Annotated in this window: 16 protein-coding genes; 8 read left to right on the forward strand and 8 right to left on the reverse strand. The window is 64.2% G+C overall.

The genetic code is table 11. From position 1 onward, the window contains the following. Positions 1 to 139: 139 nt before the first annotated feature. The 8 genes from RBH77_RS20910 (at position 140) to rnhB (ending at position 7,190) form a co-directional block, all read left to right on the forward strand. Positions 140 to 364 carry a putative signal transducing protein gene (locus RBH77_RS20910; protein ID WP_311029490.1) on the forward strand — a complete coding sequence of 75 codons (225 nt, stop codon included), beginning with the start codon at positions 140 to 142 and terminating at the stop codon, positions 362 to 364. A gap of 2 nt (positions 365 to 366) precedes the next feature. Beyond that, positions 367 to 1,164 carry a tRNA1(Val) (adenine(37)-N6)-methyltransferase gene (locus tag RBH77_RS20915; protein ID WP_311029491.1) on the forward strand — a complete coding sequence of 266 codons (798 nt, stop codon included), beginning with the start codon at positions 367 to 369 and terminating at the stop codon, positions 1,162 to 1,164. A 262-nt stretch (positions 1,165 to 1,426) separates the two neighbouring features. Next, positions 1,427 to 2,296 (forward strand): S49 family peptidase, encoded by an 870-nt coding sequence (locus RBH77_RS20920; protein WP_311029492.1) that lies wholly within the window; start codon positions 1,427 to 1,429, stop codon positions 2,294 to 2,296. A 134-nt stretch (positions 2,297 to 2,430) separates the two neighbouring features. After that, positions 2,431 to 2,616 (forward strand): hypothetical protein, encoded by a 186-nt coding sequence (locus RBH77_RS20925; RefSeq protein WP_311029493.1) that lies wholly within the window; start codon positions 2,431 to 2,433, stop codon positions 2,614 to 2,616. Between the two features lie 13 nt (positions 2,617 to 2,629). Continuing rightward, on the forward strand, positions 2,630 to 3,730 hold the full coding sequence (locus RBH77_RS20930; protein ID WP_311029494.1) for a 4-(cytidine 5'-diphospho)-2-C-methyl-D-erythritol kinase: 1,101 nt from the start codon (positions 2,630 to 2,632) through the stop codon (positions 3,728 to 3,730). Next, positions 3,717 to 4,265, forward strand: coding sequence for a molybdenum cofactor biosynthesis protein B (gene moaB / locus RBH77_RS20935; RefSeq protein ID WP_311029495.1), 549 nt, complete (start codon positions 3,717 to 3,719; stop codon positions 4,263 to 4,265). Before RBH77_RS20930 ends, moaB begins: the two co-directional genes overlap by 14 nt. Before the next feature lie 903 nt (positions 4,266 to 5,168). After that, positions 5,169 to 6,323, forward strand: coding sequence for a PA0069 family radical SAM protein (locus RBH77_RS20940; protein WP_311029496.1), 1,155 nt, complete (start codon positions 5,169 to 5,171; stop codon positions 6,321 to 6,323). 168 nt (positions 6,324 to 6,491) lie between these two features. Continuing rightward, positions 6,492 to 7,190: a ribonuclease HII gene (gene rnhB, locus RBH77_RS20945; protein ID WP_311029497.1), complete on the forward strand. Its 699-nt coding sequence runs from the start codon at positions 6,492 to 6,494 to the stop codon at positions 7,188 to 7,190. 53 nt (positions 7,191 to 7,243) lie between these two features. Here rnhB and RBH77_RS20950 read toward each other — a convergent pair whose 3' ends face one another. The 8 genes from RBH77_RS20950 to RBH77_RS20985 form a co-directional block, all read right to left on the reverse strand. Further along, positions 7,244 to 7,735: a F0F1 ATP synthase subunit B gene (locus RBH77_RS20950; protein WP_311029498.1), complete on the reverse strand. Its 492-nt coding sequence runs from the start codon at positions 7,733 to 7,735 to the stop codon at positions 7,244 to 7,246. A gap of 3 nt (positions 7,736 to 7,738) precedes the next feature. After that, entirely contained in the window at positions 7,739 to 8,314 is a 576-nt protein-coding gene (locus RBH77_RS20955) for a F0F1 ATP synthase subunit B (RefSeq protein ID WP_311029499.1), read from the reverse strand. A gap of 65 nt (positions 8,315 to 8,379) precedes the next feature. Then, a complete protein-coding gene (locus tag RBH77_RS20960) occupies positions 8,380 to 8,607 on the reverse strand; it encodes a F0F1 ATP synthase subunit C (RefSeq protein ID WP_311029500.1) in 228 nt (75 codons plus the stop codon). Positions 8,608 to 8,674: 67 nt separating this feature from the next. Continuing rightward, entirely contained in the window at positions 8,675 to 9,433 is a 759-nt protein-coding gene (locus RBH77_RS20965; protein ID WP_311029501.1) for a F0F1 ATP synthase subunit A, read from the reverse strand. Positions 9,434 to 9,484: 51 nt separating this feature from the next. Then, positions 9,485 to 9,895 (reverse strand): AtpZ/AtpI family protein, encoded by a 411-nt coding sequence (locus RBH77_RS20970; protein WP_311029502.1) that lies wholly within the window; start codon positions 9,893 to 9,895, stop codon positions 9,485 to 9,487. A 218-nt stretch (positions 9,896 to 10,113) separates the two neighbouring features. Next, positions 10,114 to 11,301, reverse strand: a complete 1,188-nt coding sequence (locus tag RBH77_RS20975) for a cell wall hydrolase (protein WP_311032634.1) — start codon at positions 11,299 to 11,301, stop codon at positions 10,114 to 10,116. 225 nt (positions 11,302 to 11,526) lie between these two features. Then, a complete protein-coding gene (gene der, locus RBH77_RS20980; protein WP_311029503.1) occupies positions 11,527 to 12,951 on the reverse strand; it encodes a ribosome biogenesis GTPase Der in 1,425 nt (474 codons plus the stop codon). Between the two features lie 9 nt (positions 12,952 to 12,960). Beyond that, complete coding sequence (locus tag RBH77_RS20985; protein ID WP_311032635.1) at positions 12,961 to 13,626, reverse strand: tetratricopeptide repeat protein; 666 nt, start codon at positions 13,624 to 13,626, stop codon at positions 12,961 to 12,963. Positions 13,627 to 13,727: the final 101 nt, after the last annotated feature.

Consider the following 13,727-nt stretch of genomic DNA (forward strand, 5'->3'; position numbering starts at 1 on the left):
CCCGTCAAGATTCCCGTAATCGAGATATCCTCTTAGCGGAACTTATGGAGCGCTGGAAGCCAGACCATGCGGGCGGATTGGCGCGCAGGAACGGAAAGGCTAAAAGCTTTCGAGCCTTCACCGTCACAGGGATCGTCCGATGATCGAACTTCTGCGCACCAACGACCCCGTGCTGATCTCTTTCGTGGAATCGCTGATGCGGGATGCCGGCATCGGCTTCTTCGTCGCCGACCAGAACATGAGCATCGTGGAAGGCTCGCTCGGCATCCTGCCGCGCCGGGTCATGGTGGAGAGAGACCGCGAAGTCGAGGCGCGCCGTATCCTGAAGGACGCCGGCATATCGCACGAGATGAAGGGGCGCTGACCATGCCGGCCGAAGCGGCCGATCCGCCTGACGGCATGGCCGGCGCCACGATCGACGCCTTCCATCGCGGCGCTTTCTTCCTGGCGCAGCCCGCCGGGCGCGGTCACCGCGCGGGTCTCGACGCGATGATCCTCGCCGCTGCCGTTCCCTCCGGCTTCACGGGCCGTCTTGCCGATCTAGGCGCCGGCGCCGGCGCGGCGGGGCTGGCAGTTGCCACGCGCTGCCCGGATGCCAGGATCGTGCTGGTCGAGCGCGATGCCGAAATGGTCGCCTACGCGCGGAGATCGCTGGGATTGCCGCAGAACGCGGCGCTTATCGGCCGCGCGGAAGTATTCGCCGCCGATGTAACGCTATCCGGCGAGGCGCGCACCGCCGCGGGACTCGCCGACCGCGCCTACGACTTCGCCATCATGAACCCGCCTTTCAACGCGCCGGCCGACCGCGCCAGTTCCGACAATCTGAAGAAACGCGCCCATGTCATGCCGTCCGACATGTTCGAGCAATGGGTTCGCACGGCCGCCGCTATCGTGAAGCCCGGCGGCGGGCTGGCCCTGATCGCCCGGCCGGTCTCGCTTGAAACGATCCTCGCCGCGCTTGCCGGCCGCTTCGGCGAGGCGAGGATCGTGCCGATCCATCCGCGCGCGGAGGAAGACGCTATCCGCATCGTGCTGAGGGCCCGTCACGGCTCGCGCGGCGGACCGGCGCTTTCCCCGCCGCTCGTCCTGCACGACACAGGCCGCGCCCTGACGCCGCGCGCCGACACCATCTGCAACGGAACGGCAGGGCTTTTCGGGGATTGAGCAAGGAGGAACGGGCGGTACCCCTCTCCGTCGCGCTTCGCGCGCCACCTCTCCCCCGCAAGCGAGGGCGAGGAAGGGAGCCAAGCATGCGGCCGGCCTTTCCTCGCCCCCTTCCAGGGGGAGAAGGTGGCCCGGCGAAGCCGGACGGAGAGCGGGTGCTGACTTAAGCTGATTTTTCAGCGATTGAGAGGAAGAAGCCCCACGCTTGTGCCCGGCGCCAACATACCTACATCCATCCCACACCAACGGGAGGCTTGCCCACGTGCCGAAATTCTTCAACCGCATCCTGCCGAAGCGCCTGCGTTCGGAAGGCATCACCATCCCGGTGATCCGGCTGCAAGGCGCGATCTTCGCCGGCGGCAACCAGCTCCGCCCCGCGCTTTCGCTGGCGGGCACGGCCGGCCTGATCGAAAAGGCCTTTGCCTTCAAGGAGACGCCGGCGGTGGCGATCTCGCTCAACTCGCCGGGAGGCTCGCCGGTGCAGTCGCGCCTCATCTACAAGCGCATCCGCGACCTAGCCGACGAAAAGGGCAAGCATGTCCTCGTCTTCGTCGAGGACATCGCAGCTTCCGGCGGCTACATGATCGCGCTTGCCGGCGACGAGATCATCGCCGATCCCTCCTCCATCGTCGGCTCGATCGGCGTCGTCTCCGCCTCCTTCGGCTTCCAGGACCTGATCAAGAAGATAGGGGTGGAGCGGCGCGTCCATACCGCCGGGCAGAACAAGGCGGTGCTCGATCCCTTCCGGCCGGAAAAGAAGGAAGACGTCGAGCGGCTGAAGGCGCTGCAGCTCGAAGTGCACGAGACTTTCATCGAACTCGTCAAGGAGCGGCGCGGCAAGCGGCTCACCGACGATCCGGACCTCTTCACCGGGCTTTTCTGGAGCGCCAAGCGTGGCCTCGCGCTCGGCCTCGTCGACAGCCTTGGCGACATGCGCTCGGTCCTCAAGACGCGCTATGGCGACAAGACGAGCCTAAAGCTGGTGACGCAGCCGCGCGGCTTTTTGGCGCGCCGGCTCGGCTTCCTCGGCTCCCGAAACACGGATTATCTGCCCGAAATGGCAGCCGGCGCTGTCAGTAGTGTGCTTGATACGCTGGAGGAACGAGCGCTGTGGAACCGCTTCGGCCTTTGATCCGTTCCGGAAAAGTCCTATAGTGAGGATGAAAGTCGGCCGGCAAACCTTCCCGCGCCGCGTGTCGTTTCGCATGATCTCCGTCCGAAAAGCGGCGTCCACTTTTCGGGATCATGCCGGAGGAGCTGAAGGCCATGCCACAGCTGATATTCTTCGCCCTTGTCGCGCTGGTCGTCTATTACGGCTACAGATCGTTCGTCCGCGAGGCTCAACGCGTCTCGGCACGGGTCAGGCGGCAGGAAAAGCAAGCCCAGAACGGCGCCATCGGAACGCTGGTCAAGGATCCCGTCACCGGCGAATACAGGCTGGCGAAAGACTGATCCCCCACGTCGCATGTCGGTAATCGCGTCCGCCATCGGTCCTGTTCAGGCGCCGGCCAAGATCAATCTTGCGCTCCATGTCGTCGGGCAGCGCGACGACGGCTACCATCTGCTCGAAAGCGTTGCCGTCTTTACCCGCTTCGGAGACCGGGTGACCGTCGATCGGGCCGAAGCCGATGAATTCGTCGTGACCGGCCCTTATGCCGACGCGATCCCCATCGATGAAAGCAATCTCGTCCTGCGGGCGCGGGACGCATTGCGCGCCGCCCTGCCCTCGGGCGCGGGTTTCCCGGTCTCCATTTCGCTGGAAAAGAACCTGCCGCCCGCCTCCGGCATCGGCGGCGGATCGAGCGACGCCGCCGCGACGCTGAAGGCGCTGGAGCGGCTTTGGGGCGGCACGGACAAGATTTCACTGGAGGAGATCGGCCTGCCGCTCGGGGCCGACGTGCCGATGTGCCTGTCGTCATCGCCGGCGCTGGTTTCCGGCATCGGGGAAAATGTCGAGCGGATACCTAATTTTCCACCGCTCTTCATCGTCCTTGTGAATCCCGGCGTGGAAGTATCGACGCCGGCAGTGTTTTCCCGACTGAAGGTGAAAAATAATCCGGGATTGGGGCGGCCCGTTTTCGATGGCCGGAGCACAGGCGCATCTGAAGTTCGACCCCCACTCCGATTTGCTTCGCAAACCGCCTATCCTCCGCTCGACGGGGGAGAGGAAGCGCCGGCCGCAATGCTTGGCACCCTTCCTCTCCCCCATGAAAATGAGGGAGAGGTGGCGCGCGAAGCGCGACGGAGTGGGGGTTATTCGGCCATGTCCGATCGCCCTGTCGGTGGCCGGGAAGTCCTCCATGCATGGCTCCGCGAAACGCGCAACGACCTACAGGCTCCCGCGCGGGAACTGGCACCCGTAATCGGCGACACACTCGAAGCGCTTCGCGCCACGCAGGCACAGTTCTTTCGCATGTCGGGTTCGGGCGCGACCTGCTTCGGCCTTTACGATACAAACCGGGAGGCGGAAGCCGCGGCCGCCGCCATCAGGCGCGTACAGCCCGGCTGGTTTGTCGTGGCGACCCAGACCTTCGCGGCTTCAGGAGAACATCATGCCGGGAATTGACGAGAGGCGCCCTTTCATCCCGGTCGGCTTCGCGGTGCTCACCGTCTCCGATACGCGTTCGCCTGGCGAAGACAAGTCCGGCCAGACGCTTTCCGACCGCATCGAAGCCGCCGGCCATCGCCTCGTTCGGCGCGACATCGTGCGCGACGACGCCGAGGCGATCCGGAAAGCCGTGCTCGGCTGGGTGGCCGACGGCGAGGTGGATGCCATCCTTACGACCGGCGGCACCGGCTTCACCGGCCGCGACGTGACGCCGGAGGCGCTGGAGCCGCTGTTCGACAAGCGCATGGACGGCTTCGCGGAAGTCTTCCACCGCATCTCCTACGACAAGATCGGCGTCTCCACCATCCAGTCGCGCGCCACGGCCGGGCTGATCGGCACCACCTTCGTCTTCGTGCTGCCCGGCTCTCCCGGCGCCTGCAAGGACGCCTGGGACGGGATTCTTCAAGCCCAGTTCGACTATCGGCACATGCCCTGCAATTTCGTGGAGATCATGCCGAGGCTCGACGAGCACCTGAAGCGCGGGAAAAGCTGAGCGTTTCCCTCCGTCATCCCGGTTTCGGGCAGCGAAGCGACGGCCGGAAGACCGACCGATAGCTACCCGCTCCATCTGGGCCCATCCACGGGCGGAGCAGGAGCGAAGCGGTTCTCTCGGCTTCGTCATCCTAGGGCGGAGTCGAGCGCAGCGAAGTGCGGATCCGAGGATGACGAACGTGGAGAGGTCGGCGAAAACGTGGATGGGATCAAGCCTGTCTGCATCCGGAAGCCGCTAGCTTCCGCGCTTCCCGCATTTTTCTTCTCTCCCTTTCTCTCCACGCCTTCCGCGCTTCCTCCATACTCCCCGTCAGTTCTCCCATCGGGAACACCGATCATGACGGTGATTGCGTGGGGAGGAGCCGGCGCCTCCGCCGTGATGCCGACGTGGCATCACGGCCGGGGAGGTCCTGCCGGGAGGTTCCCCTGGGGGGACTATGACCCCTGCGTGTCGGAAAGAGACACACAGACCCGAGGCAGAAGAGCGCTGGATCTGATCGGAGAAATCGCCGGCGGGCGGCCGCAAGGTCGCACGTAAATTGCTTAGATGAGCGAGCCTGCGGCCGCCCGTCTTTCCCGACTTTCAATGGCCAGACCGGAAACGGGCGTGGCGGGGATGAAACGTGGGCAATGACAAAGACGGATAATCCTGTGCGAAGGGGCGGAGGATGGGGAGTATTTTTACAAACGATAAACTTCAAACGAGAGGCATACCCCAAAGCCCGACCGGGCGTCGCGCCCGCTGGCGCGCCCCCGCGGGGCCCAGCCGCGTCAGCGGCGTACGGGCGTGAGCGAAAGAAACATTCTCACAAAAGTTCTTGCTTTGTTCTCATTCGATGGATAGGAATAATTTCATGAAGCGGCCGATTCGGGTGGCCGATAAAGAGCATCGCGAGACCAAGAAATGGAACCGATCGCACGCGCGGATGTTGCAGCCTTCAGGAATGGAGGCACGCTTTTGGCCAATGCCCTCATCGAGCATAGCGGTATCCGGATCGACGCCGAGCGGCGGCGCGGACGCGGCGCGGGCGTCAATCCGTCCGGCCGCTTCGAGCCGGTCAGCCGCCACGTCTTCGACGACGGCTGGGACACGATCGAGGAACTGCCGCCCTTCAAGACCGAGGTGCAGGTGGAGAAGCCGCGCACGATCATCACGCGTAACGAATCCCCCGACATCTCCTTCGACCGCTCGATCAACCCCTATCGCGGCTGCGAGCATGGCTGCGTCTACTGCTTCGCCCGGCCGACGCACGCCTATATGGGTCTGTCGCCGGGGCTCGACTTCGAATCGAAGCTGTTCGCCAAGCCCGACGCGGCAAGGCTGCTGGAACGCGAACTGGCGAAGGAAGGCTACCAGCCGAAGATCATCGCCATCGGCACCAACACCGATCCCTATCAGCCGATCGAGAAGAAATGGCGTATCATGCGCGAGATCCTGGAGGTGCTGGAGGCCTACAACCACCCGGTCGGCATCGTGACCAAGTCGGCGCTGGTGACGCGCGACATCGATATCCTGTCGCGCATGGCCGGGAAAGGGTTGGCCAAGGTCGCGCTTTCGGTGACGAGCCTCGACCGGACGCTGGCGCGGACGATGGAGCCGCGCGCGGCGACGCCGCCGAAGCGGTTGGAGACGATCCGGCAACTCGCGGAAGCCGGCATACCGGCCTCGGTGATGGTGGCGCCGATCATCCCCGGCCTCAACGACCAAGAGATCGAGCGCATCCTCGATTCCGCAAGAGCCGCCGGCGCGCGTGAGGCGGGTTACGTCATCCTGCGCCTGCCGCTCGAAGTCAGCCCGATCTTCAAGGACTGGCTTTTACGCCATTATCCCGACCGCTACCGGCACGTGCTGTCGCTGGTGCGCTCCATGCGCGGCGGCAAGGATTACGATGCCGAATGGGGCAAGCGCATGAAGGGCAACGGCCCCTATGCCTGGCAGATCGGCCGCCGTTTCGAGCTTGCCGCGCGCAAGTATGGCTTCAATCTCGAAAGGCGCCGGCTTCGCACCGACCTCTTCAAGGCGCCGAAGGGAGCCGGCGAGCAATTGATGCTTCTTTGATGGATGCCGCCCGGCTCCCATGTGTCACTTATGTCATGCTCGGGCGGTATCCTTTCCATTCCCGTCCCGCCTGTCCTCCCTCACAGGCGACGGTACCTTCCCCGCGGTCTCCCCAATCGCCGGGAAGGGGTTGCGGAGAATCGGGGCGGATGCGAGCATCGCCGCACAATGGCTCGTTCGCGCTCCGATTCTCCGCTTTTGTTCGAACTCCCGCTCGCGCCCGATTTCTCGATGGAGAAGCGCGCGATACGAAGCGGAATGTGGCCGGTCGCGGGGCTGGACGAGGCCGGGCGCGGACCACTGGCGGGACCGGTGGCGGCCGCAGCCGTGATCCTCGACCCCAAAGCCATTCCCGCTGGCCTTGACGATTCGAAACGATTGACGGCAGCGGAACGCGAGGCGCTTTTCGGCGATATCCTTGCAAGTGCGCTTGCCGTCTCGGTGGCGTCGGTCTCCGCCGGCGGGATCGATCAGCGCAACATCCTGAGGGCGAGCCTCGAAGCGATGCGGCGGGCGCTCACCGGCTTATGCGTGAGCCCGCGCATGGCGCTTGCCGACGGGCGCGACGTGCCGCCCGGCCTTCCTTGCCCCGCCGAGGCGGTCGTCAAGGGCGACCAGCGCTCGCAATCCATCGCGGCGGCCTCGATCGTCGCCAAGGTCACGCGCGACCGCATGATGGCGCAGGCCGGCCGCGTACATACGAAATTCGGCTTCGGCGTGCATATGGGCTACGCGACCGCACGGCACCGCGCCGAGATCGCCGACAACGGCCCCCTGCCCCGGCTGCACCGTACGACGTTCGCGCCCTTCCGCCTGGCGACAGTGGAGATCGAGGTCGAAGAGGAACTGGTGCTCGCGCAAGAATAAAGCCGCCCCAGCTTGGCCGGCGCGGCTTTGGCAATCCCGAATTGTCGCTGGGCTCAGTTGAGCTTGGATTTCAGCGCTTGCAGCGAGGATTCGAAGAGGCTCGCCGTGGTCTTCGCGTCGACCTTGGCCGCGATCGTGCGGCGGGCGGCTTCGACGGCGATGTCGGCTGCGAGCGAGCGCACCTCATTGACGGCATCGCGTTCGGCCTGCGCGATCTTCTGCTCGGCGGATGCCGTACGTCGCGCGACGTAATCCTCGGCCTTCGCCTTGGCGTCCTCGACGAAGAGCTCGGCCTCGCGCTTCGCGGCAGTCAGGATGTCGGCGGCTTCCGTCTCCGCATCCTTGCGCTTCTTCTGGTATTCGGCGAGCAGCGCCTTCGCCTCGTCACGAAGCCGCTTGGCCTCGTCCAGCTCGTCGCTGATGCGCTTTGCCCGCTCGTCCAGCGACTTGGCCAGCATGGCCGGCGCCTTGATGTAGAGGCAGATCCCCAAGAAGATGATGAGGCCGATCAGCGCCCAGAGCGTGGCCCAGGAGGTGGCGTCCATTTGCTACTCCCTCGCCGCCTTGACTGCGGCGGCGATATCGGATTTCGACGCAGGGCTGCCGAGCAGCCGTTCGACGATCATCGAGGCGGTGTCTTCCGCGATCGAGCCGACGTCCTTCATGGCGGACGACTTGACCGAAGCGATGCGCTTTTCGGATTCGGCGAGTTTCCCGTCCAGGCTCGCCTCGACCTTCTTGCGGTCGTTTTCCGCCTTCGCCCTTGCCTCGTCACGCGCCTTGGTGGCGATCTCGTGTGCCCGGGCGCGCGCGTCGGCAAGTTCCTGCTCGTAGGCGGCAACTGCGGCGTCCGCTTCCTCCTTCATGCGCGCCGCCTCCTCGAGATTGCCGGCGATCGTATGGCGGCGATGCTCGATGGTGTCGCCGATGCGCGGCAGGAGGACCTTCTTCACGAAGTAGTAGAAGGCGATGAAGGTTATCGCCAGCCACAGAAGCTGCGAGGGAAAGAATTCCGGATTGAACGGCGGAAAGGCCTCGTGGCCGCCACCTGCGGCGGCGACGCCCTCATGCGCTTCCGTTGCGGACGGCGCAGCGGTCTGCGCGTATGCGGTGGTCACGAACATGCTGCGATCTTCCTATCGGAAAGGTCGGCCGCTTAGGATGCGGCCGCACCAACGCCCGGCTTTCTTCAGACGGCGAAGAGGAGCAGGAGCGAGATCAGCAGCGCGAAGATGCCGAGCGCCTCGGTCACGGCGAAGCCGAAGATCAGGCGGCCGAACTGGCCGTCGGAAGCCGACGGGTTGCGCAGCGCACCCTGCAGGTACTGGCCGAACAGATTGCCGACACCGATGCCGGCGGCTCCCGTGCCGATCGCGGCGATGCCCGCGCCGATCATCTTTGCTGCTTCTACGTCCATATTTCTACTCCTTGTGGATCTGACCAAATGTTGCGGATGGGTATGGCGGCTTTCCGCCGGCGAATGCTCAGTGTCCCGGATGGATGGCGTCGTTGATGTAGATGCATGCCAGCATCGCGAACACATAGGCCTGCAGGAAGGCGATCAGGATTTCCAGCGCGGTGAGGCCGACCACCATGATGAGCGGCAGGATCGCGCCGGCGATACCGAGGGCGCCGAGCGTACCGAGCGAGAAAATGAAGCCGGCGAAGACCTTCACCGTGATGTGACCCGCCAGCATGTTGGCGAAAAGACGGACAGAGTGGCTGACCGGCCGGGTGAAGAAGGAAATGATCTCGATCGCCACAACAAGCGGCAAAAGTGCCACCGGAATGCCACTCGGCACGAACAGCTTGAAGAAGCGGAAGCCATGGCGGATGAAGCCGGCAATCATCACCATGAAGAAGACGACGAGCGCAAGGGCGACGGTAACGATCAACTGGCTGGTGACCGTCGGGAAGTAGGGGAACATGCCCAGCAAATTCGCCATCAGTACGAAGACGAAGAGCGTGAAGATGAAGGGGAAGAAGCGCATCCCCTCGTTGCCGGCCGAATCCTTCAGCATGGCGGCGCTGAATTCGTAGGTCATCTCGGCTACCGACTGGGACCGGCTGGGCACGACGCGACGCCCGGAAGTCGCCCAGTAGAGCAGGCCGCCCGACAGCACCACCGCTATGACCATGAACAGCGAGAAATTGGTGAACGACAGATCGTAGCCGCCGACATGGATCGGCACGATCGTGTTGATGTGGAACTGGTGGATGGGGTCAACCCTATCAGCCGCCAATTTCGATCCCCGTCATTACCGGCCGCTCGCGGCCCCGTTGTTCAAATCCGGTCAATGCCTGTCGGCCTTGCCGTCATCCTTTCCGGATCCGGATGCCCCGCGCTCCGCAACCATGCCGGCCGAGCGAAGGATACTGAGGATTCCGGCGCAAAAGCCCAGGAGAAGAAATACGATCAACCCCCAAGGCGAAGTGCCCGCGAAACGATCGATCACCCAACCGATTGCCGCGCCGAAAAGGATGCCAGCAATGAATTCGCTGGAAAGCCTGAGCGCGACGGCGTAACCGCTCGCAATTCCCGACTTCGCCCGCTCCTCCCCCTCCTGCCGTTCCTGCCGCTGCCGTGCGAGCGCACGATCGAGCTGCAGGCGACGACGGTCGAGTTCGATGTCGCTGGCCGGCGAAGGAGAGTTCTTGCCGGACTCGTTTCCGCCGGTCTCATCCGGCCTGTCCGATCCGGCCATGAAACCTCCGCACCCGGTCAAGCTAAGCCGCACGGCCTGCCGCAAAGTCGCGCGCAACATAGTTTGCGCACCGCACCCAGTCAAGCCAGCGCAGGGGATATTGGAAGGGTCGGATTACGTATTTATTTCAATTATTTAGCATGGTGCGACAAAGCGCCATGCCGGCGAGGAGAAGCGCATGCGGGAGAATCCGTACCGGCCCCGCAGAGCGCGCCGTCTCAACTCCAGCCGCCGCCATAGGTGCGATAGAAGATATGACGGCCGATCTTCTTCATCTTTTCCATGGCTCGCGCCCAGCGCGGATGCACGTAAGTTGCATGATAGTGCGTCGAGGAGCCGACTTCCGGCAGCCAGATCTTGCCTGCCGTGACGGCAAGCGCGACATCTTCGGCGATCGTCCATGAGTGCTTGTCGGCCACGCGGTCGCGCACACCGTCGCAGGCGAAGGAGAACTGGCAGCCGTTGCGCCATTTTTCGTTCTGATAGACGACGCCGCAGATGGATTTTGGATAGGCCGGATTGCGCACGCGGTTGAGGATGACCTGCGCCACCGCGGCCTGGCCCTTCACAGGTTCGCCGCGGGCCTCGAAATAGACGCCCGCCGTCAAGCATTGCTGCTCACCCTTTGAAAAGACCGAAGCCGGAAGCGGACTGCTCACCCAGGCGTGGTCGCCGGGCTCCATTGGCGGAATGAAACGGCCGGCAGTCGGGCTTTCATCCTTCAGAAGGGACTCGAACGGCGATTTCTTCTCGTAATCGGGCTGCGCCGGCGCATACGCCAGCACGTCGGGATGGTCGTTGTTGACGAGCGCCGCCACCATGATCGGGAGGCCGCCAGTCGGATCGCGCTGTACCCGCGGATGGAAAGCTTCTGCAATCTTGATCTCTTCGCCTTTAATGTCGGGCTTGGCGAAGGCCATCTTCAGATCGCCTTGCAGCGAGGGGTTCATCAGCGAGCTCTGGCGCTCGAGTACCGTGCCGGCGTTGAACGCCTTCGGCGGGGCGACCGGAACGACCTTGACGACGCGGCCTGCCTTTTCCTTGCGGTTTATGCGATCCTCGTCCGGTACTTCGTTGGCCTTGCCCGACTTGGTCAAGAAGGCCACCTGACCGATGCCTGGCGCGCTGATGCCGGCGCCGGAGATGGCGCCGGTATGCGCGTCATCGACGGAAAAGCGCATTTCCGCCTGCTGGACCGAACCGGCTACCGAACGCTCGATATAGGAATCCCAGCGGGCGCCCGGGCTGTCGGAGAGCAGGCTGAGGATATCCTGACGGGCCGAAACGGTGGGAAAGCCGATCCAGATGGCGAGGCCTAGAACGACCGGCGAAAGGAAAGCGCGATCGCGGCTCAAACGACGCAGGATGGCTCCGGAACGTGTGGACACTTTCCAGGATGCACTCATCCCGCTGGAAAGAACGCCGGCGACATTCTGGCCAACCGAAGCCGCCTGGATGCAGGGATCGAGGACGCGCGGGGGAATGAGAGTGTGATCGCGGCTCAAACGACGCAGCCGCAGCATAACCCCAGAACGCACCGCCACTCTCCAGAAACGCAACAATTCAACCGTTTCGGAAGATGATCCATTAACCTTGATCAACGGTTAATGAGACGCAGCTTTCTCGTGGAATCACCGCTTTGTGGCGCGGCCGGCATAGGGGTTGTCGGGCGCGCGCAGGACCATGCGGATCGGCGTGCCGGGCATGTCGAAATCCGCGCGCAGGCCGTTGACGAGATAGCGCAGATAGGAAGCCGGCATCGCATCCGGGCGCGAGCAGGAGACGACAAAGCCGGGCGGCCGCGTCTTCACCTGTGTCAGATATTTGATCCTGAGGCGGCGGCCGGAGACGGCGGGTGGCGGATGGCGGGCGAGAACGCCTTCCAGCCAGCGGTTGAGGCGGCCGGTCGAGACGCGCCGATTCCATGTCTCGTGCGCCTTCATCACCGCGTCCATCAGCTTGTCTAGGCCGCGCCCCGTCTCGGCCGAGACGGGAACGGCGAGCACGCCGCGAACCTGCGGCAGGAGTCGCTCGGTCTTTTCCCGCAACTCGGCGAGAAGCTGCTGCGGGTGTTCGACCCGGTCCCACTTGTTGAAGCCGATGACCAACGCCCGGCCTTCGCGGATGATGAGATCGGTGATCTGCAGATCCTGTTTCTCGAACGGGATCGTAGCGTCGAAAAGGACGACCACGACCTCGGCGAAGCGAATGGCGCGCAGCCCGTCGGCGACGGAGAGTTTTTCCAATTTCTCCTGCACACGCGACTTGCGGCGCATGCCGGCCGTGTCGAAGAGCTTTATTCCGCGACCGCGCCACTCCCAGTCGACGGAGATGGAATCGCGGGTTATGCCGGCCTCCGGCCCGGTCAGGAGGCGCTCCTCGCCGAGCAGCGTGTTGATGAGGGTGGACTTGCCGGCATTCGGCCGCCCAACGATGGCGACGCGCATCGGCTTTGTGGCGTCATAGGCCGGAACATGTTCGTCATCCGTGTCGGCGACATCCTCGCCGACAAGCGGCATCTCCTCGGCGACGGGTTTTTCCTCTTCCGCAAAGGCCCTCTCTTCGCCGAGCGCCGTGATGATCGCCTCGCGCAGATCAGGCAGGCCCTGGCCATGCTCGGCGGAAATCGGGATCGGCTCACCGAGGCCGAGCTCCCAGCCTTCGAGCATGCCCGCCTGGGCGCCGCGCGCCTCCGCCTTGTTGGCGACGAGCACGACCGGCTTGCCCGATCTCCTGACGAGATCAGCGAAAGTGCGATCGTCGGGCGTGATACCCGCCTTGGCGTCGATCATGAACAGGACCAGGCCGGCTTCGGCGATGGCCGCTTCGGTCTGCGCGCGCATGCGACCGGCAAGGCTCACGGCGGGGGCGTCCTCCAGCCCGGCCGTGTCGATGATGTCGAAGCGGAGGTCGTAAAGTTTTGCCGGATGGACGCGGCGGTCGCGGGTCACACCCGGAAGGTCATCGACCAGCGCCAGCTTGCGGCCGGCCAGCCTATTGAAAAGCGTCGACTTGCCGACGTTCGGGCGGCCGACGATCGCTGCGGTGAAGGCCATATGTCACCGCTATTTCACGTCGCCGGAACCGCGGATCAGTTCGGCCATCAGATTGGCGCGCTGGCGGGCGCCAGATGGAGCGGTGGCGTCGCCCGAGATTTCGTCGAAGAGCTTCAGGGCATCGGCGGGTTTGCCGTCTTTCCAGGCGGCGAGGCCGAGCGCCTCGCGCGCCGAAAAGCGCAGCGGGTTGGTGTCGTCGGTCAGCGCCTCGGCGTGCTTGGCGACGTCGGAATAGCTGCCGTGATCAACCAATAGGTAAGCCGCGCGGAGGTTGGCGATATCGCGAATGGACTGCGCGACGGACTTGTCGCCGGCAACCTCTTCAAAGCCAGTCACGGCCCCCTTGTAGTCTTTCTTGTCGGCAAGCGCGGTCGCGACGCGCATGCGTGCCAGGACCGGGTAGGCGCCGTGCCCGTTCTTCTCCAGATCGTCGAGCGCCTTGATCGCTTCGTCCGTCTTGCCCTGGTCGGCAAGGGTCAGCGCCGCGGCGAAGGCATCGCCGGAAGCGGCTGCCTGCTTCGACTGCCAATAATCATAGCCACGCCAACCGGCGGCGGCGAGAATGATGATGATCGCAACGCCGATCGCCCAGAAGCCGTATCTGTCGAACAGAGCCTTCGCCTGGTCCTGGCGATACTCTTCATTGACCTCGCGAATAAAATTGTCGTCCGCCATCCAAGCCAACCGCATTTTTCCGGCGGCAAGGGGACCGAAACCGCCCCGCAAAGCGCCCAAAACCAGAATGAGGCCTGCCTTTTAGCCGAAATTCCCCGGCT

It is taken from the genome of Mesorhizobium koreense, assembly GCF_031656215.1.
Classification (GTDB): Bacteria; Pseudomonadota; Alphaproteobacteria; order Rhizobiales; family Rhizobiaceae; genus Mesorhizobium_L; species Mesorhizobium_L koreense.

Coding starts and splice junctions, on each gene's coding strand:
- RBH77_RS20910 (WP_311029490.1), top strand. CDS start 140: ATGATCGAACTTCTGCGCACCAACGACCCCGTGCTGATCTCTTTCGTG.
- RBH77_RS20915 (WP_311029491.1), top strand. CDS start 367: ATGCCGGCCGAAGCGGCCGATCCGCCTGACGGCATGGCCGGCGCCACG.
- RBH77_RS20925 (WP_311029493.1), top strand. CDS start 2,431: ATGCCACAGCTGATATTCTTCGCCCTTGTCGCGCTGGTCGTCTATTAC.
- RBH77_RS20930 (WP_311029494.1), top strand. CDS start 2,630: ATGTCGGTAATCGCGTCCGCCATCGGTCCTGTTCAGGCGCCGGCCAAG.
- moaB (WP_311029495.1), top strand. CDS start 3,717: ATGCCGGGAATTGACGAGAGGCGCCCTTTCATCCCGGTCGGCTTCGCG.
- RBH77_RS20940 (WP_311029496.1), top strand. CDS start 5,169: ATGGAACCGATCGCACGCGCGGATGTTGCAGCCTTCAGGAATGGAGGC.
- rnhB (WP_311029497.1), top strand. CDS start 6,492: ATGGCTCGTTCGCGCTCCGATTCTCCGCTTTTGTTCGAACTCCCGCTC.
- RBH77_RS20950 (WP_311029498.1), bottom strand. CDS start 7,735: ATGGACGCCACCTCCTGGGCCACGCTCTGGGCGCTGATCGGCCTCATC.
- RBH77_RS20955 (WP_311029499.1), bottom strand. CDS start 8,314: ATGTTCGTGACCACCGCATACGCGCAGACCGCTGCGCCGTCCGCAACG.
- RBH77_RS20960 (WP_311029500.1), bottom strand. CDS start 8,607: ATGGACGTAGAAGCAGCAAAGATGATCGGCGCGGGCATCGCCGCGATC.
- RBH77_RS20970 (WP_311029502.1), bottom strand. CDS start 9,895: ATGGCCGGATCGGACAGGCCGGATGAGACCGGCGGAAACGAGTCCGGC.
- RBH77_RS20975 (WP_311032634.1), bottom strand. CDS start 11,301: ATGAGTGCATCCTGGAAAGTGTCCACACGTTCCGGAGCCATCCTGCGT.
- der (WP_311029503.1), bottom strand. CDS start 12,951: ATGGCCTTCACCGCAGCGATCGTCGGCCGCCCGAACGTCGGCAAGTCG.
- RBH77_RS20985 (WP_311032635.1), bottom strand. CDS start 13,626: ATGGCGGACGACAATTTTATTCGCGAGGTCAATGAAGAGTATCGCCAG.